16 protein-coding genes are annotated in these 17,208 nt (G+C 72.8%); 6 read left to right on the top strand and 10 right to left on the bottom strand.

What is annotated here, in order from left to right:
- The coding region (locus C1J01_RS34350) for a nuclear transport factor 2 family protein (protein ID WP_111183131.1) at positions 1-454 on the top strand (454 nt) is incomplete at its 5' end.
- On the opposite strand, the gene C1J01_RS34345 is transcribed toward C1J01_RS34350, so the two are convergent.
- From C1J01_RS34345 to C1J01_RS34330, 4 genes are all read right to left on the bottom strand, one after another.
- Positions 447-1,739, bottom strand: coding sequence for an ArsB/NhaD family transporter (locus C1J01_RS34345; protein ID WP_111183130.1), 1,293 nt, complete (start codon positions 1,737-1,739; stop codon positions 447-449). The genes C1J01_RS34350 and C1J01_RS34345 overlap by 8 nt on opposite strands.
- 119 nt (positions 1,740-1,858) lie before the next feature.
- Entirely contained in the window at positions 1,859-2,395 is a 537-nt protein-coding gene (locus tag C1J01_RS34340) for a hypothetical protein (protein ID WP_111183129.1), read from the bottom strand.
- Between the two features lie 241 nt (positions 2,396-2,636).
- Positions 2,637-3,893: a type 2 periplasmic-binding domain-containing protein gene (locus C1J01_RS34335; RefSeq protein ID WP_146615826.1), complete on the bottom strand. Its 1,257-nt coding sequence runs from the start codon at positions 3,891-3,893 to the stop codon at positions 2,637-2,639.
- Complete coding sequence (locus C1J01_RS34330; protein WP_146615825.1) at positions 3,890-5,902, bottom strand: vWA domain-containing protein; 2,013 nt, start codon at positions 5,900-5,902, stop codon at positions 3,890-3,892. The genes C1J01_RS34335 and C1J01_RS34330 overlap by 4 nt, the downstream gene beginning before the upstream one ends.
- A 123-nt stretch (positions 5,903-6,025) precedes the next feature.
- Between C1J01_RS34330 and C1J01_RS34325 the strand changes: the two genes are divergently transcribed.
- Positions 6,026-6,580 (top strand): YceI family protein, encoded by a 555-nt coding sequence (locus C1J01_RS34325; RefSeq protein ID WP_111183126.1) that lies wholly within the window; start codon positions 6,026-6,028, stop codon positions 6,578-6,580.
- Positions 6,581-6,584: 4 nt separating this feature from the next.
- Here the strand turns inward: C1J01_RS34325 and C1J01_RS34320 are convergent, their stop codons facing one another.
- From C1J01_RS34320 to C1J01_RS34295, 6 genes are read right to left on the bottom strand one after another with little or no spacing between them, the layout of a single operon-like run.
- The gene (locus C1J01_RS34320) at positions 6,585-7,259 is read right to left on the bottom strand and encodes a hypothetical protein (protein WP_181449116.1); all 675 of its coding nucleotides are present in this window, start codon (positions 7,257-7,259) and stop codon (positions 6,585-6,587) included.
- Positions 7,260-7,264: 5 nt separating this feature from the next.
- Entirely contained in the window at positions 7,265-8,704 is a 1,440-nt protein-coding gene (locus C1J01_RS34315; RefSeq protein WP_111183124.1) for a hypothetical protein, read from the bottom strand.
- The gene (locus C1J01_RS34310) at positions 8,701-9,540 is read right to left on the bottom strand and encodes an ABC transporter ATP-binding protein (RefSeq protein WP_111183123.1); all 840 of its coding nucleotides are present in this window, start codon (positions 9,538-9,540) and stop codon (positions 8,701-8,703) included. Before C1J01_RS34310 ends, C1J01_RS34315 begins: the two co-directional genes overlap by 4 nt.
- Positions 9,537-10,325 carry a zf-HC2 domain-containing protein gene (locus C1J01_RS34305; RefSeq protein ID WP_111183122.1) on the bottom strand — a complete coding sequence of 263 codons (789 nt, stop codon included), beginning with the start codon at positions 10,323-10,325 and terminating at the stop codon, positions 9,537-9,539. Before C1J01_RS34305 ends, C1J01_RS34310 begins: the two co-directional genes overlap by 4 nt.
- The gene (locus tag C1J01_RS34300; RefSeq protein ID WP_111183133.1) at positions 10,322-10,912 is read right to left on the bottom strand and encodes an RNA polymerase sigma factor; all 591 of its coding nucleotides are present in this window, start codon (positions 10,910-10,912) and stop codon (positions 10,322-10,324) included. Before C1J01_RS34300 ends, C1J01_RS34305 begins: the two co-directional genes overlap by 4 nt.
- Positions 10,913-10,914: 2 nt before the next feature.
- Positions 10,915-11,625, bottom strand: coding sequence for a FadR/GntR family transcriptional regulator (locus tag C1J01_RS34295; protein ID WP_235854855.1), 711 nt, complete (start codon positions 11,623-11,625; stop codon positions 10,915-10,917).
- Positions 11,626-11,708: 83 nt separating this feature from the next.
- Here C1J01_RS34295 and C1J01_RS34290 point away from each other — a divergent pair, with 83 nt between their 5' ends.
- The 4 genes from C1J01_RS34290 to C1J01_RS34275 all read left to right on the top strand — a co-directional run bounded on the left by C1J01_RS34290 (position 11,709) and on the right by C1J01_RS34275 (position 17,118).
- Entirely contained in the window at positions 11,709-12,560 is an 852-nt protein-coding gene (locus C1J01_RS34290; protein ID WP_111183120.1) for a dioxygenase family protein, read from the top strand.
- The gene (locus C1J01_RS34285; protein ID WP_111183119.1) at positions 12,557-13,366 is read left to right on the top strand and encodes a fumarylacetoacetate hydrolase family protein; all 810 of its coding nucleotides are present in this window, start codon (positions 12,557-12,559) and stop codon (positions 13,364-13,366) included. Before C1J01_RS34290 ends, C1J01_RS34285 begins: the two co-directional genes overlap by 4 nt.
- A gap of 96 nt (positions 13,367-13,462) precedes the next feature.
- Complete coding sequence (locus C1J01_RS34280; protein ID WP_235854854.1) at positions 13,463-15,295, top strand: ABC transporter ATP-binding protein; 1,833 nt, start codon at positions 13,463-13,465, stop codon at positions 15,293-15,295.
- Positions 15,295-17,118: an ABC transporter ATP-binding protein gene (locus C1J01_RS34275; protein ID WP_111183118.1), complete on the top strand. Its 1,824-nt coding sequence runs from the start codon at positions 15,295-15,297 to the stop codon at positions 17,116-17,118. The genes C1J01_RS34280 and C1J01_RS34275 overlap by 1 nt, the downstream gene beginning before the upstream one ends.
- Positions 17,119-17,208: the final 90 nt, after the last annotated feature.

Raw genomic sequence — 17,208 nt, 5'->3', positions numbered from 1 at the left:
CCGCCCGCCCGTCCCGCCGTTCACCGAGGAGACCGCTCTCATCAAGGTCCAGGCGGCGGAGGACGCCTGGAACACCTGCGACCCCGACATCGTCGCGCAGGCGTACACCGTGGACTCCGTCTGGCGCAACCGCGACGAGTTCGTCACCGGCCGCGACGAGATCCGCGCCTTCCTGCGCCGCAAATGGGACAGGGAGCTCGACTACGCCCTGCGCAAGCAGCTGTGGGCCTGGTCCGGCGACCGCATCGCGGTTCGCTTCCAGTACGAGTGCCACGACGCCTCCGGCCAGTGGTGGCGCAGCTACGGCAACGAGCTGTGGGAGTTCGACGAGGAGGGCCTGATGCGCCGCCGGGAGGCGAGCATCAACGACGTGCGCATCGACGAGTCCGAACGCCGCGTCTTCGGCCCCCGCGGCGAGGCCGACCGGGGCGTGGACGTGCTGCCCGTCAGATGAGGTAACGCAGCCACAGATACGGCACCGACAGCGCCACGGTCACCAGCGTGACGACGACCCCGTACCGGGTGAACTGCCAGAACGTGATCGGGGTGCCGTTGCGGGCGGCGATGCCGATGACCACGACGTTGGCCGCCGCCCCCACCGCCGTGGCGTTGCCGCCGAGGTCCGCCCCGATCGCCAGGGCCCACCACAACACCTGCGCCGGCCCGTTCCCGCCGTTGGCCTGGACGAGGTCGGCGACGATCGGGCTCATCGTGGCGACGTACGGGATGTTGTCCACCACGGCCGACAGGCCGGTCGAGGCCCACAGCAGCAACATCGTGGTCAGGCCGAGCTGCCCGTGGGTGGCCTCGGCCGCCGCCTGGGAGATCTGGCCGATGACGCCGGTCTCGACCAGCGCGCCCACCATGACGAACAGGCCGGCGAAGAACACCAGCGTCGGCCACTCGACCTCGCGGAGCGCGTCCTCGGTGGTCACCTTCGTGGCCGCGACCAGCACCCCGGCGCCCAGCAGCGCGACCACCGAGGGCTCGTAGTGCAGCACCGGATGCAGCACGAACGCCGCCATCACCAGCGCCAGCACGACCAGCGACTGCACCAGCAGCCGCCGGTCGCCGATGGCCTCGCGCTCGTTCAGCGCCATGACCACCGCCGCCCGCTCGGGGTCGTACTGGAACGACTTCCTGAACAACCACCGGCACAGCCCCAGGAACACCGCCACCAGCACCACGATCAGCGGGGCCATGTGGATGAGGAAGTCGTTGAAGGAGAGCCCGCCGCGGCTGGCGATGATGATGTTCGGCGGGTCGCCGACCAGGGTGGCGGCGCCGCCGATGTTGGACGCCATGGCCTCGGCGATGAGGAACGGCGCCACCGGCAGCGCCAGCCGTTCGCACACCAGGAACGTCACGGGCGCGATCAGCAGCACGGTGGTGACGTTGTCCAGCATGGCCGAGGCGCCCGCGGTGAGCAGGACGAGCAGCGCCAGCAGCCGGAACGGCCGCCCTTTCGCCCGTTTGGCCGCCCAGATGGCCAGGTACTCGAAGACGCCCGTCTGTTTCAGCACCCCGACGATGACCATCATGCCGAGCAGCAGGAAGATGACGTTCCAGTCGACGCCGGAGTGCTCGTCGAAGAAGGCCGCGCCCGCGTCGGTGGCGTGGACGAGCAGCATGATCCCCGCTCCGCCGAGCGCCGCCGCGACGCGGTGCACCTTCTCGGTGGCGATCAGGGCGTACGCCCCCAGGAACGCGGCCACCGCCACCCAGGCCGTGACCGTCACGCGAGGACCAGAGGGGCGTCAGCGGGCATGGGAGAGCTCTCTCGGGGGTCGGTGAACGGGGGACCGTCGAGATCATTCCCGACGCAACCGTCACTAACCTATCAATTGCCGCAAAACGGTCACATGCGTCGGACGCGGATCCACCGGGGGTCGTCGTAGCGCTGCCGCACCCCCTCGCCCGGCAGGTAGTCGGGCGCCCTGCACAACACGATCCGCCCCTGCACCTCCAGATAGCGGATCAGCCCCGCCGCCACCGACAGCACGGTCTCGACGCCGCCGCGCAGCCGTCCTTCGAGCACCGCCACCACGTCGGTGAGCCCGAACTCGTCGGGCAGCAGCTCGGCCACCTCCCGCACGAAGCTCTCCGTCACCCGCGCCTCGACCGTGACCGTGCGCGGCTCCGTGCCGCCCGTGCTGCCCGAGCCGCCGCAGCCGTCGCAGCCTGCCGTGTCGTGCGGGGTGATGGAGATCGTGCCGGCCCCGAGGCACATCGGGCACTGGCCGTGCTCGGCGGCGTGCCGGGCGGCGGCCTCCCGGTCGGCCAGCGGCACGCCGCAGCCGCACGCGAAGGTGTTGTAGGTGCCCTGGGCGAAGTCGTGGAAGGCGATCTCGTCGGGGGCGTCGACCCAGCGGATGGTGATGACGTGCTCGTCCATGGTGACCCGTGCGCTTTCGTCCGCTCGCCGTACGGCGAAACCCGCCCCCAAGATAGCCCGCCCGCCGTACGCATCGCACACTTTCCGCCACTCTGCGTGACTAACAGGGTGGCGGATCGGCGGGGAGCCGGCCGTCCATGGCCTCCTGCAACGCGGAAGCCGCCGAGAAGAAGGCCTCCCGCTCCACCCGGCTCTCCCACACGCCGCGCGCGCAGCGCCGGAACACCTCGCTGAACTGCGCCTAGTACGGCGACTTCGGCCGCGGCCTGGCCAGCTCGATCGACCGCCGGATCTCCTCGGCCAGCGTGGCCAGCTCCGCCAGGCTCGGGTTGGTGATGTCGGAGCCGTCCTGCCGCGGGCACGCGGGCCCGCCCCCGGCCCGGTAGCGCTCGTACACCGAGGTCAGCACCGGCCCGTAGCCGCCGCAGGCGAACAGCCGGCCCTGAGCCTCCTCGCCGGTGAGCCGCCCGATCAGGCGCATGGCGGGCGCGACCTTGTCGGGTCTGATGTGCTCGGAGAGCGCCAGCACCGAGCCGCCGAGCACCCCGCCGTCCGTGCCGGGCGCGCGCACCTCGAACCGCAGCCGCTGGTCGGAGCCGCGCATCCGCGGATCGGCGGCGAGCTGGTGGAACGCGAAAGGCCAGTTGCGCATGGCCGACACCGGCCGGTCGCCGACCCTGCCCTCCTTGAACGCCACGATGCTGTGGTCCTCGTCCATCGTCAGCGACTCCCGCATCACCGCGTCCGCGCCGGTGGAGTTCAGCGCGTTCCAGGTGTCGTCGGGGTCGTCGCCCAGGGCCACGCGGGTGCGGTCGTCGCCGTCGAGCACCCTGCCGCCGCCCAGCTCGATCATCTCCAGGTAGTTGATCGTGCCGATCTCCCTGTCGACCAGCTGCAGCAGATAGCCGCCCGGCCGCCCGTCCCGCCGGCGGAACTCCAGCGGCGCGTCGGCCGCGAACGGCACGCCGAACTGCTCCCCGTCGATCTGCCCCGCCTCCAGGGGGCCGCGCAGGAACCGGCCGGCGTCGTTCTCCAGGGAGATGGGGCGGATGTAGCCGTGCCGGGCGAACTCCGCCACCCACGCCACGTCCAGCACCAGCACGTCGTACTGGCAGCTGCCCGACTGGGCCAGCGCCGCCATCTGGGCGCGCCGCACGTCGGTGCTGCCGGAGAGCTCCAGCAGCTCGGCCCGGGGATCTCCGGGCAGCCTGGAGTCGGGGTCGGAGGGGATGACGACCTCGTTCCACTCGTGGATCACCTCGCGCCGCACGCTGCCCGTGCTGACGTCGTCGCCCGTCGCCACGACGAGCTCGTCGTCGCGCGCGCCGCAGTCCTCCGGGGGCGTCGCCGGCACCGTGATCGGGCTGATCGTGGGCGCCGCCGGCCCCGGAGCCGCGGCGCCGGCCGCCAGGCACGAGTTGGCCAGCAGCACCAGCGCCATCAGCGCGGCCCCCAAGCCGGCCGCCAGCACGACGTGCCGGCCCTCGGTCGTCGTCATCGCCACTCTCTCACCGTGATGATCGCCCTGGTGATCGCCTCTTCCGCGCTCGCGCCGGCCGTCACGCACCGGTACGGCTTCGCCGCCCGCAGCTCGCTCACCCCGCACCGGTCCTGGCCGAAGACGACGACGTACAGGCCCGAGACCGCGTCGGCGTCCTGGAGCGCTCCCGCCAGCACCTCGGGCGCGGCGGGCCCCTCGTTGTCGAACAGGCGGCCGTCCGTCAGCACCACCACCGGCGCGGCCACCGCCTCGTCGCCGTCGCCGAGCTTGCCGAGCGCGGCGGAGACGGGGGCGTCCCACTGGTCGAACGGGGTGTGCTCGATCGTCGTGGCGACCGTGCCGAGCCGGTCGCGCTCGCTCCTGCCGCCGAGCTGGCTGCGCCCGGTCAGCTCGGTCACCTCGGCCGCGCCGTCCGGGGCCACGCTGTGCAGGCCGAACACCTGCAGATGGTCGCGCGGCCCCAGCATCCGGCTCTGCGCGCGCAGCGCCTCGGCGGCCTGGACGCGCACCGGCCGGTCCGCCGACCCCGAGGTGTCCACGAGCACCCGCAGGTCGAGCCGGGGACGCAACTCGTCCAGCAGCCGCGTCCGCAGCTCACCGAGCGACTCGCCGTCGACGGTGATCTCGCTCGACACCTGGATGCCCGGGAACAGCGGATTGCGGCTCAGCCACGCCCCGAAGTGGTCGACGATCGCCTCCCGCGCGGCCGAGCGCTGGCCCTGCCACATCACCTTGACGTAGCGGTAGTCGAGCGTGCTCAGCTCGCGGTGGCGTACGGCGACGAGGTCGAGGCCGTCGCCGGTCTCGCCGGGGCAGCCCGCCACCCGGCCGGCGTTGTAGTCGTCGACGCTGTGCCCCGGCACCAGCAGCACGACCTTGGGATCGGCGATCGCGCCCGCACCCCCGCGGGACGCGCCGCCGGAGACCGGCGGCGGCACCTCGTCGGCGAGCCGGCCGAACGAGCACAACAGCGACGGCACCGTGTCGGCGCCGAGCCCGGCGGAGACGAGCCCGCTCTCCGGCTCGCGGTCGGGACGCGCGCGGAGTGCCCGATCGAACACGTCGCCGGTGGCGATCAGCGCCGCCACGGAGGTCTCGGGGAACGGCCGCGCGACCGACATGTCCATCTTGTCGGTCAGGACGTCCCACACCTCGCCGAGCGAGTAGGCGGCGGGGTCGTCCATGTGCCGGCCGAGCTCGTCGCGGCGCCGCTCGGTCATCGCCAGCACGAGCTGGTCGCGCCCCACCTGGAGCTCGGGCGGGCCGATCGTCTTGTGGCCGTTGTTCCTGAGCTCGTCGGGCTCGGCCCGCGTGGTGGCGACCCAGGCGTCGGGCTGCAGGTCGTACAGGCGGGCGTACGGCTGGTCGCGGCGGTCCTCGTTCCACTCCCAGTCGTTGCTGAAGGCGTCCTCCAGGTGGACGGGCGGCGGGGCCGGAGCGACGGTCACCCGTACGAGGGGGCAGCCGTCACGCAGGTTCTCCCGGACGTACCGCTGCGCGCGCCCCATGAGCGCCCCCACGGTCTCGGGCGCGGTGACCAGCCGCAACTCGGCCGGCACCGGACACCGCTCCTCGGCGAGCAGCACCGGTACGATCGCCGAGACCAGCAGGCTCAGCCCCGCCCCGCCGAGCGCCCACAGCCCGAGCTTCAACCCGCCCACCCGCTGGGGTCTTAAGCGGCGTCGCAGCAGCACGAGCGCTCCCAGGACCCCGGCGGCCGCCACGACGCCGCCCACCAGCCACAACTGCGTGGCCAGCGGCAGGCCGCGGAGCAGGACGTCGAACGGCGCCGCCGCCAGGCCCAGCCCCGCGCTCATCACCGCACCGATCAGCGCGACCAGCATGACCTGCGTCGTCGTGCTGGACCTGCGGGAAGAGCCCTCGACCTCCGGGGAAAGGCCGTCGCCCCCTCCTGCGGCGGCCTCCTTCTCCCGCTTCTCCCGCTTCTCCCGCGAAGCAGGGCCGCTTTCCTGCGAAGGAGCCTCTTGCCGACCAGGCTCGCTCATGCGCGGATCGCCTCCGTGTGACCGGGATCACTTCGAGACTAGTGCGATTGCCTCACCTCTGGGCTGTGAAGCCGGTGAGTGCCCACCCGTCGCCTGCGGTCAGCGCCCGGTTAGGCTGGATGTGTGAGTGTTTCCGCTGGTCGTTACGCGTTGGGCCCCGAGACGGGGCGGCTCGTCGTGCGCACCACCCGCACGGGGCTGGGGGCGAAGGCCGGCCACGATCTCACCATCGAGGCCACCCGCTGGCACGGCGTCGCCATGGTCGATCCCGCCGATCCGGCCGGCTCGTCGGTGACCGTCGAGGTCGAGGCCGGATCGCTCGCCGTACGAGAGGGGACCGGCGGCGTCAAGCCGCTGTCCGACTCCGACCGCCGCGACATCGAGAAGGCCATGCGCGAGAAGGTCCTGCAGGTCGGGCGGCATCCGGCCATCACGTTCCGGTCGCGCAGGATCGAGGGCACCCCGGAGTCGTTCCGGATCGAGGGCGATCTGGAGCTGGCCGGCGCGACCGGGCCGCTCGTGGTGGAGGGCACGCTGGACGGCGCCCACGCCCGCGGCTCCGCCGTCGTCGTCCAGTCCCAGTGGGGCATCAAGCCCTACTCGGCGTTCTTCGGCGCACTCAAACTCAACGACGAGGTCGAGATCCACCTCGAAACCGACCTCACCCCGGAGGGCTGACCCCTCAGCGACGGAGGTCGCGGCAGGCGAAGGCCAGCCAGGCGTACGGCACGGGCAGCATCGCGAACCAGAAGCGGTGGGCCTCCTCCCAGTGCCCGGCCCCACAGGTCGGTGGCCAGAGGACGAGCCGGTCGGGCAGGAGCAGCGTGGCCATGACCAGGCCCAGCTGGACCAGCACCGCCGCCATGGCGGCCTGCCGGCCGGTCGCGTGGCGGACGGCGGCGGCCGCGGCTGCCAGCGCGACCCCCAGGCAGAAGGCCATCTCCACCAGCAGGTCGGTGACGGGGAAGAGCGTGCCCTCGGGCAGCCGGGACAGCGCGTACGCGAAGGCGGCGAGCCAGAGGACCACCGCGACGCCGCCGGCCAGGACGCAGCGGAGCGCCTGGCGTGCCCAGCGGGGCACGGCCGCCGCGCCGAGGTCGGTGGCCATGGCGTCGACCAGCGCGAAGGCCGCGGCCGAGCCGAGCAGGGTGCCCACGACGCGCATCAGGACCAGCGCGGCGCCGGCGGACAGCGGCCGACCGGCCTGGACGAGCGTCAGCAGCCCCGCGCCGAACGCGGCGACCACGGCGAGCGGCGCCCAGTCGATGGCCCTGGCCAGCGGGCGGACCAGCAGGATGACGGCACGTCCGCGGGCGCCCGGCACCGCCGGGAGCGGGAGGTGGGCGGTCTCGGTCATGGACGTCAGCGGCATGGTGTGCGCCCCGGCTTCGTGTCCCGCGTACGCGTGAGCCCGAGCAGGGGCAGGCCCTGGTCGATGGTGGTGGCGGGATCCATCAGGACGGGCCAGGCCGCGCGGACCCGCTCCGCGGCGCCGGGGGTGGCGAGCAGCCGTTCGGCGTAGGCGACCTCGGCGGCGCCCCACGTGACCAGATAGCGCCGGCCGAAGTTCTCGTCGACGTGGTAAACGCGTGGCGGCTCCGGCGGGGCTACCTGGCCCATGATCCACAGCGCGACGACCGTGCGCGCCTGGCCGCCGCCGTCGCACCCGTTCCGGCCGCCGGCCGGTGAGCGCCCGAGGCCGGTGGCCCAGATCGCCACGTCCTGCGCCATCAGGGCACGCTGATCGGGGTGGCCCCACGTCATCGGCGCCCGGATCACGTCGGAGCCCGAGCCGAAGAACCAGGTCGAAGACCGCTGCTCGACCCGGGGCACGCGGGCCCGCAGCGCGGCGGGCAGCACGTCCACCGCGGGGCGCACGGCCTGCTCCCAGAGCGGGATCCAGGCTTCGTAGCCCTCGTACGCGCAGTAGGTGATCCCGTGCCGATCCGCGCAGCGGTGAGCGCCGGGGCCGAAGTAACGCTCGCGTACGCGGGGGTCCACGTCGTCCATGGTGAGCGGGCCGGCGCCCGGCCGGGCGCCGGGCGGCTCGGCCGCCGCGGCGGACCCCGCGGGCACCGCGACGGCCAGCGCCGCCACCGCCGCGACGACGCGTCCGGTCCGAGCGCGGTGCCGCAGCAGCGCGACGGCGGCCCAGCACGCCGCGAGCGCGACCACGTACAGGAGGTGGATCCCGGACGGACGGTCGGGCCAGTCGGCCTGGTACACCTGCATGACCGGAAGCAGCCAGCCAAGGCGGCCGTTGGTGGGGTTCTGGAAGATCAGATAGCCGAGTACGGCCACCACCACCGGCCCGGCTATCAGCCACCGCGCCCACCTGCCGACGGCCACTCCGAGCGTCGCGGCGAAGACGGCGGCGGCGACGGCGGTCAGCGGCTCCCATATGTCGAACCGGCCCGCCGCCGGGCCACCGAGCAGGCGGATCACCAGGTAACCGCCGACGGCGACGACCGCGGCCGACCCGGAGACGAGCGCCGTGGCGAGCAGGACCGCGCGGGTCCGGTGCTCGGCCCGGCCCGGCAGACCCGCCAGGCTCTCCGGCATCCCGTGCCTGGTGTCCCGCGAGGCGGCCATGCTCGCCACGACGAGCACGGCCCCCGCCAGGCACGTGGACAGCCCCGTCGCGTTCACCGGATCGACGCCGAGATGCGGCTGCCCGCCCCGGCTGAGGTGGAGCTGCAGGGCGAGCACGAGCCCCGTCATCCCCCAGACGAGCGGGTGCCGCGCCAGCCTGCGCGCCTCGAACACGAACAGCGCCCAGGTGACGCCGCGTACGGGGGTCATGCCGTCACCTCACCGATGAGCATGAGGTAGCCGTCCTCGACACCGGGCGGCGTCACGTCGGCGCCGGGCGGCGGGCCGCCGAGCACCCGGTAACGTCCGTCGGCGGTCCGCCAGAACACGCGCGCCCCCGCCGGCGCCTCGTCCGACAGCCACACCTGTCCGGCCGCGACGCCGGCCAGCTCACCCGGGGTGCCGTCGAAGGCCACGCGCCCGTCGCGCAGCACGATCACCCGCTCGCACAGCGCGGCGACGTCCTCCGTCTGATGGGTGGACAACACGACCGTGCGGTCCTCGCCCAGCCGCGACACCAGCGCCCTGAACAGCATGCGCTGCTCCGGGTCCAGCCCCACGGTGGGCTCGTCCAGGATCAGCAGGTCCGGCTCGCCGAGCAGCGCCTGAGCCAGCGCGAGCCGCTGCCGCATGCCGCCCGAGAGCTTGCGGACCTTCGTCCTGGACTGTCCGGTCAGCTCGACCTCGGCCAGGACCCGGCGCACCTCGGCGTGCCGCTGCCGCCGGTCGGTCAGCTCCTTGAGGATCGCGACATAGTCCACGAGGTCGAACGCGGTGAAATGCGGGTAGAAGCCCGGGTCCTGCGGCAGGTAGCCGAGCCGGCGCCGCAGGGCGGTGCGCTGCATCGGCACGCCCGGGTCCAGGCCGAAGGCGCGCACCGCGCCGCCGTCCGGGGCCAGCGTGGTGGCCAGGCAGCGCAGCAGGGTGGTCTTGCCGGCGCCGTTGGGGCCGAGCAGGCCGGTGATGCCGGGGCCGAGGGTCAGGTCGAGGCCGTCGAGGACGGGTCTGCCGCCGTACGTCTTGGTCAGGTCGCTGATCTCGATCATGAGGTGCTCGTTCGGTGGGCGTGGAGGATGAGCAGGGCGGCGGAGACGGCGTACCCGACCTGTGCCAGGGGGTGGAACGCGGCGTGCCAGCCGCTGGCGAGGTGGCCCGTGCCGACGATGGCCAGCCACGACCCGCCTGCGGCGAGCGCGGCGATCGGCACGGGCAACCGGTTCGACAACGCCAGGCACCCCGAGGCCGCGGCCAGCGAGGGGAGCAGCCAGGCGGCGCTGAGGCCGGGAGGCGCGGGCAGCAGCGGCGCGGCGAGCGCGGCCAGCACGGTCGCGACCGCCAGCACCGCCACGGACCTGACGAGCAGCAGCCGCGGCCCGGCCAGTGGCGTGGCGGCCAGCAGCTCGTGGGCGGGGTCGACCCGCGGCCCGTACGCCAGCGCGATCCCGGTCAGCGGCAGCACGGGCGCCACGATCAGGAAGACGGGCACCAGCTCGGGCCCCTGCCGCGCCGCCAGTACCGCGAACGTCAGGGCGGCCACCACAGCGGTCAGCCACGCCCGGCTCAGCGTCGGCGTGGCCGCGACCAGCCTCGCCAGGTGGTCCGGTACGCCGCCGTGCCGCAGCAGGCGTTCCAGCGGCCGCGACCGCGGCTCGCTCAGCCCTGCCTCCAGCCGCTGCCAGGACGTCTCCAGCCAGCCCTCTTCGTACGGCACGGCGGCCCGGCACCGTGCGCACCGCCCGAGATGCGCGTCCACGGACATCGCGACCGCGGTGTCCAGCGTGCCGTCGACGTAGCGTTCGCGCAGGTCGTCGGGGACGTGCCAGTCGGTCATGACAGCTCCTCGCGCAACCGGGCCCTGGCCCGCGACGCGCGGGACTTGACCGTGCCTTCCGGGATGCCGAGCAGGCGCGCGGCCTCCTTGGTGGTGAGCCCGTCGAGCACGGTCGCCTCGATGACCGCGCGCAGCTCCGGGGCGAGCCGGGTCAGCGCGGCGCCGAGGTCGCCGTGCTCGACGCCGAGAAGGACGACGTCCTCTGCCGAGCCGGTCACCCCGCCGCGGTGCGGCTCGGCGTCGTCCGGCTCGACACCGCTGCCGATCCAGTGGGAGCCGCGCCCTCGCAGCGTGGAGATGAGCCGCCGGATGGCGATCGTCCACAACCAGCCCGCGGGGTCGTCGCCCGAGAACCGGCCCGCCGACCGCCACACGGCCAGGAACGTCTCCTGCAGGGCGTCGTCCACGGCGTCGGGGTCGGCGCAGCGGCGGGCCAGCCGGGCGCGCAGCCACGGGGCGTGGCGCCGGTGCAGGAGGCGCAGCGCGGCGGTGCTCCGCGCGGCGACGGCGGCCAGGAGCTCGGCGTCGGTGTTGTCGTCGCCGACGGCCGGCGGATCGGCCGCGGGTTTTCGGCCGAAGGGGAACAGGCTCACACTCCGTCTATCGCAGGGCGAGGCGGAGCCGGTTCGCTGGAGTGGTGGCGGGTGACGGCGGTGCGGGTGCGGGCGGGGTCGCCGTCGATGATGGCCTCGACCAGGTCCGTGTGGACGGTCAGGCGGTGCTCCAGGTAGCCGGTGGGGCGGTCGCCTGGGGCGGCGGGCTCGGACTGCTCGCGGACGTAGCGGGTCATCGCCAGGTAGACCGCCTTGGCCAGGTGGTTGGGGGTGATCTCGGCGATGCGTTCGTGCAGGGCCCAGTTGGCGCGCATGAAGGCGTCGGTGCTCGCCGTCGCCCGGCCGAGGGCGGTGAGGAGCCGGCGCAGGTCCGCGATGTCCTTCTTCGTACGGTGGCGGGCGGCGTCCGCGAGGATCAGGGGTTCGAGCGCCTCGCGTACGGCGATCGCGTCGGCCACCGTCGTCGGCTGCGAGCGCACCGTGAGCAGGGTGTGCCGCAGCCGGACCACCGCGGTGGGGTCGGCCACGAACAGGCCGCCGCCGCGTCCGAGGCGGATCTCCGCCGTGCCGCGGTCGCTGAGCAGCCGGGCCGCCTCGCTGATCGTCGCGCGGCCGTAGCCGGACAGCTCCCGTAAGTCGTCGAGGGTGCCGATCAGGTCGCCCGGTCCGAGACCGCGCTCGCGGATCATCGTCTCGATGTCGGCGGCCAGGGCTTCGGCACGGGTGGGGGGTACGCCGTTAAACACCCGAACCATTCTAGGTATTAGTGGTCATTTCGGGATACGCTCCCGCCTGGACCGGATAGAGGAGAAATTGAGGAGAAAACGCCGTGACCCCGCTGCTACGTCAGGTACTGAGTCAGATCGACGGGCCCGACCCGCGCGTGAACGAGCTCGTCTCCGCGCTCGTCAAGCACCTGCACGCCTTCGTCGAGGAGGTGCGCCCGACCGACGAGGAATGGCTGGCGGGGATCGACTTCCTCATCGAGACCGGCAAGATGTGCACGCCCGACAGGAACGAGTTCATCCTGCTGTCCGACATGCTGGGCCTGACCAGTGCGGTCGACGAGGTCAACAACGAGGGTCCCGAGGGCATGACGCCGTCGTCGGTCGAGGGGCCGTTCCACTCGCCGGCGCCCGAGCGTGAGGCGGGCGCCTGGATCAGCACCGGCCCCGAGCGGGAGCGCGGGGTGGCGACGGTGGTGCACGGGCGGGTGCTCGACTGCGACGGCACGCCGCTCGCGGGAGCCCTGGTGGACGTGTGGCAGGCCAGCGACCTGGGCCTGTACGACACGCAGGACGACGCCCAGGACCCCGGAAACCTGCGCGGCCTGTTCACCACGGACGCCGAGGGCCGCTACGCGTTCCGCACCATCCGGCCGAGCAGCTACCCGGTGCCCACCGACGGCACCGCCGGCAGGCTGCTGCGCGCCGTCGGACGCCACCCGATGCGCCCGGCCCACCTGCACTACCGCGTCACGGCCGGCGGCCACCGCCCGCTGACCACGCACGTGTTCCTGGCCGGCGACCCGTACCTGGAGTCCGACGCGGCGTACGCGGTCAAGCAGGAGCTCGTCATCGAGCCGCGGCCGCGTACCGACGGGTGGGAGATGGACGGCCCGTACGAGGAGATCGAGTTCGACCTGCGGCTGGTGCCGCTCGGCTGGAAGGACGGCCGGTGAGGCTCGCGGGAGTGCTGCTGCCGGGCGACGACGCGGTACGCGTCGCACGCTTATCGGGCGACGAGGTCGTGGTGCTGGCCGAGGTGGGGGAGTTCTGGGCGGACGCGCGCGGCTGCCTCACCCGGGAAGGTTCCGCCGTACCTGCTGATTCGGTACGGTTCGTGCCGCCGGTGCCGGCCTCGGCGCGGGTGATCTGCGTCGGCCTCAACTACCGGGCGCACGCCGCCGAGGGCTCCTTCGAGGTGCCGGAGCACCCGACGCTGTTCGGCCGGTGGACGGCCTCGCTCAGCGTGGGCGACGTGCCGGTCTCCGTGCCGTCCGGGGAGGCGGGGCTCGACTGGGAGGGCGAGGTGGCCGCGTACGTCGCGGAGCCGGTGCGCGACGCCGACCCCGACGCCGCGCTCGCGGCGGTGCTGGGCTACTCCACGTTCAACGACCTGACCGCGCGCCGCGCCCAGAAGCTCACCTCCCAGTGGACGCTGGGCAAGAACGCCGACCGCAGCGGGCCCATGGGCCCGATCGTCACCGCCGACGAGGTGGGCGACCTGCGGGACGGGCTGCGGGTGCGCACCCGGGTCAACGGGACGGTCGTGCAGGACGGCGACACGCGCGACATGATCTTCCCGGTCGGCGAGGTGCTCTCCCTGATCAGCCGTACGCTCACCCTCAACCCCGGCGACGTGATCGCCACCGGCACGCCCGACGGCGTCGGGTACGTCAGGACGCCGCCGTGGCTGCTCGGCCCGGGCGACGTGGTGGAGGTCGAGATCGACCGGCTCGGCACGTTGCGCACGCCGATCGTGTAGGGGCGGGGCCTGCCGGAAAACCCATGGGAAACTGTCGGACCCCGGTGGTACAAAGCAGGTCCGACACCACCCACCTCCGGCCGGGAGGCCATGCCCGTGACCACCAGCAGCTCGGAGTTCTCCGTCTCCGGCCCCCGGTACGACCGGCGTGGCCCGGTGCGCTGGCTCTGGTCCCATCTGCGCCGCCATCCGTTCCACCTGCTCGGCTTCCTCGGCGGCTCGCTGGTGATGACGGTGCTCAACGCCATGGTGCCGCAGCTCACCGGCGAGGCGTTCGACGCCGTGCTGGGCGAGCGCGGCCAGGCTGCGGGCGCGCTCGGCGCCGTCTCGCTGGCGCTGCTCGCGGTGGTGCTGGGCCGCGGGCTGTTCGACCTGGTCGCGCGGTTGTCGAGCGAGGTGCTCGCCAAACGCCTGGAGCGCGACGCCCGCGACGAGCTCTACGTGAGCCTGCTCGGCAAGAGCCAGACGTTCCACAACCGCCAGCGGGTCGGCGACCTGATGGCCAGGGCCGCCAACGACATCCGCCAGCTGTCGATCATGGTCACGCCCGGGCTCGACCTCATCGTCGACTCCGGGCTTACCGGGCTGGTGCCGCTGGTGTTCATGGCCGCCATCGACCCGTCGCTGCTGCTCGTGCCAGGCGTCTACGCGGTCGTGTTCGTGCTCGCGCTCTGGCTCTACATGCGCAGGCTCAACCCGGTGGCCACGCGCATGCGGGAGGAGTTCGGCGACCTCAACGCCGGGCTCAACCAGGCCGTGCGCGGCATCGAGGTGATCAAGGTGACGGCGCAGGAGGGGCAGGAGCGGCTGCGCTTCCGGGCCAACGCGCGCCGCTACCGCGACTCCTTCGTGCGCAACGGGCTGGTGCAGGCGCGTTACCTGCCGACGTTGTTGTTCGCGTTCGCGATGGCCGGGGCGTTGTGGCACGCGCTCGCGCTGCACGCCTCGGGGGCGATCAGCATCGGCGAGCTGGTGGCCTTCATGGGCCTGATGGGCCAGCTCGGCTTCCCGACCTCGATGTCGATCTTCACGTTCTCGCTGATCCAGATCGGCATCGTCTCCTCGCGCCGCATCCTCGGCATCATCACCGCCGACAGCGAGATCGACCAGCCCGCCACCGGGCACACCGCGCCGATCAGCGGCGAGATCGTCTTCGACGACGTCACGTTCGCCTACGACGAGGGTGGCGAGCCGGCGCTGCGCGGGGTGTCGTTCACCGTGCGGCCCGGCGAGACGGTGGCGATCGTCGGCGAGACGGGGTCCGGCAAGAGCACGCTGACCAAGCTGGTGCCGCGCATCTACGACGTGACCTCGGGCCGCATCCTGGTCGACGGCGTCGACGTGCGCGCGTGGGACCTCGACTCGCTGCGCTCCCAGATCTCCACGATCGAGCAGGACATCGTGCTGTTCTCCCGCTCGGTGGCGGAGAACATCGGCTTCAGCATGGGCCAGCGGGCCGACCGCGAGGCCGTGGTCAGAGCAGCCGAGGACGCGCAGGCCGCCGAGTTCGTCGCCGAGCTCGACGAGGGCTACGACACCGTCATCGGCGAGCGCGGCGTCACCCTCTCGGGCGGGCAGCGCCAGCGCCTGGCCATCGCGCGGGCGCTGCTGACCGACCCCGCGATCCTCGTGCTCGACGACTCCACCAGCGCGATCGACTCCGCGACCGAAGACAAGATCCAGCAGGCCATCGAGCGCATCCAGGAGGGGCGCACGACGCTGCTGATCACCCACCGGCTCTCGCAGATCCGCTGGGCCGACAAGGTGCTGCTGCTGCGGCGCGGCCAGGTGGCCGACTTCGGCACCCACGACGAGCTGATCGCGCGCAGCCGCCTCTACCGGCGGGTGTTCGCCCACTACGACGAGGCCGGGCTGGGCCCCGTCGAGCAGGGGCCCGTGCTGGCGAGCGAGCAGGGAGGGGCGCGCTGATGGGCTTCATCATGGACGGCCTCGAGGCCGAGGACTACGACCGCACCTACGACGACCGCGACCTGCTGCGCCGGATCCTGTCCTACTTCCGCCCCAAGTTCGGCGCGATGGTGCTGGTCGCCACCATGATCGTGCTGGTGTCGGCAAGCCAGGCGGCCATCCCGACGCTGGTCAGCGTCGCGGTCGACGCGATCGCCGACGGCACCATCGGCGAGGCGGGCCCGCTGCTCGTCCTCGCGGTGCTCGTCACCGGCGCGCTGTCGTGGGTGTTCAACTACGTCCGGCAGAAACACAGCGCCCAGGTCACCGGCGACGTGGTGCTGCGGCTGCGCGAGGACGCCTTCGACGCGGTGCTCGCGCGCGACCTGTCGTTCTACGACGAGACGCCGTCCGGCAAGATCGTCAGCCGCGTGACGTCCGACACCGACGACTTCGCCACCGTCTCCACCCTGACGATGGACCTCATCAGCCAGGTGCTGATGGTCGGCTTCGTCACCGCCCTGCTGTTCGCCCGCAGCGTCGAGCTGGCCCTGCTGACGCTGCTGGTGGTGCCCATCGTGATGGGCCTGGCGCTGGTCTTCCGGCGGCTGGCCAGGCTCAGCACGCGGCGGGCGCAGCGCTCGCTCAGCCGGGTCAACGCCAACCTCCAGGAGACCATGGGCGGCATCGCCGTGGCGAAGAACTTCCGCCAGGAACGCCAGGTCTACGACGAGTTCCGGCCGATCAACCGGCAGAGCTACGAGGTCACGCTGCGGCAGGGCTTCGTCTTCTCCGGCATCTTCCCGGTGCTGTTCCTGGTGGCGGGGCTCGCCACGGTCGCGCTGGTGCAGCTCGGCGGGGTGGCGGTGCTCGGCGACGGGCTCTCGGCGGGCGACTGGTACCTGTTCCTGCAGGGCGTCGCGTTGTTCTGGATGCCGCTGACGTCCATCGCCGCGTTCTGGTCGCAGTTCCAGCAGGGGCTGTCGGCCTCGGAGCGGGTCTTCGCGCTGATCGACGCCCCGCCGCGGGTGGTGCAGACCGACTCCCAGGAGGCCGGTCGGCTGGCCGGCCGCATCGAGTTCCGCGGCCTCACCTTCGGCTACGACGCCGACCACCCCGTGCTGCGCGACTTCGACCTGACCATCGAGGCGGGCGAGTCGGTGGCGCTGGTGGGCCACACGGGCGCCGGCAAGTCCACGCTCGGCAAGCTCATCACCCGCTTCTACGAGTTCCAGGCGGGCGGCCTGCTGATCGACGGGCGCGACATCCGCACCCTCGACCTGACCTCCTACCGCCGCCAGATCGGCGCGGTGCCCCAGGCGCCGTTCCTGTTCAGCGGCACGGTCGCCGACAACATCCGCTACCCCCGCCCCGACGCCACCGACGACGAAGTACGCGCGGCCGCGGCGGCCGTCGGCGGCGGCGACTGGGTCGAAGCCCTGCCGAACGGCCTGGAGACCGACGTCGGCGAGCACGGCCGCGCCCTGTCGATGGGGCAGCGGCAACTCGTCGCCCTGGCCCGGCTGCTCATCCAGGACCCTGCCATCGTCGTCCTCGACGAGGCCACGGCCAGCGTCGACCCGCTGACCGAGGCTCAGATCCAGGAGGGCCTCGACGTGGTGCTGGCGGGCCGCACGTCCATCGTCATCGCCCACCGCCTGTCCACGATCGAACACGTCGACCGCATCATCGTGCTCGACCACGGGCGCATCGTGGAGGAGGGTGACCACCAGAGCCTGCTGTCGCGCGGCGGGCGCTACTGCGAGGTCTACAACACCTACTTCCGCCACCAGTCCCCCAACTACCGCGCCGGCACCGGCTTCGTCCAGCTCACCACCGACTAACGGCCTCCCAAGACGGCTGAGAGAGACACCCCCGGCACCTGCGGGTCGGTGGTCAGGGGGCGTCGGTGGTTGCTGGGCCCGGGGTCGGTG

Source organism: Nonomuraea aridisoli (genome assembly GCF_003236395.1).
In the GTDB taxonomy this organism is placed as follows: domain Bacteria; phylum Actinomycetota; class Actinomycetes; order Streptosporangiales; family Streptosporangiaceae; genus Nonomuraea; species Nonomuraea aridisoli.
Note: the sequence above shows the minus strand (reverse complement) of the source record. Positions and strands in the feature narration are given on the sequence as shown.

What these genes read in the sequence shown, in the direction of transcription:
- C1J01_RS34310 (WP_111183123.1), bottom strand. Translation starts at nt 9,540, where the DNA reads ATGATCGAGATCAGCGACCTGACCAAGACGTACGGCGGCAGACCCGTC.
- C1J01_RS34305 (WP_111183122.1), bottom strand. Translation starts at nt 10,325, where the DNA reads ATGACCGACTGGCACGTCCCCGACGACCTGCGCGAACGCTACGTCGAC.
- C1J01_RS34315 (WP_111183124.1), bottom strand. Translation starts at nt 8,704, where the DNA reads ATGACCCCCGTACGCGGCGTCACCTGGGCGCTGTTCGTGTTCGAGGCG.
- C1J01_RS34330 (WP_146615825.1), bottom strand. Translation starts at nt 5,902, where the DNA reads ATGAGCGAGCCTGGTCGGCAAGAGGCTCCTTCGCAGGAAAGCGGCCCT.
- C1J01_RS34335 (WP_146615826.1), bottom strand. Translation starts at nt 3,893, where the DNA reads ATGACGACGACCGAGGGCCGGCACGTCGTGCTGGCGGCCGGCTTGGGG.
- C1J01_RS34340 (WP_111183129.1), bottom strand. Translation starts at nt 2,395, where the DNA reads ATGGACGAGCACGTCATCACCATCCGCTGGGTCGACGCCCCCGACGAG.
- C1J01_RS34275 (WP_111183118.1), top strand. Translation starts at nt 15,295, where the DNA reads ATGGGCTTCATCATGGACGGCCTCGAGGCCGAGGACTACGACCGCACC.
- C1J01_RS34320 (WP_181449116.1), bottom strand. Translation starts at nt 7,259, where the DNA reads ATGACCGAGACCGCCCACCTCCCGCTCCCGGCGGTGCCGGGCGCCCGC.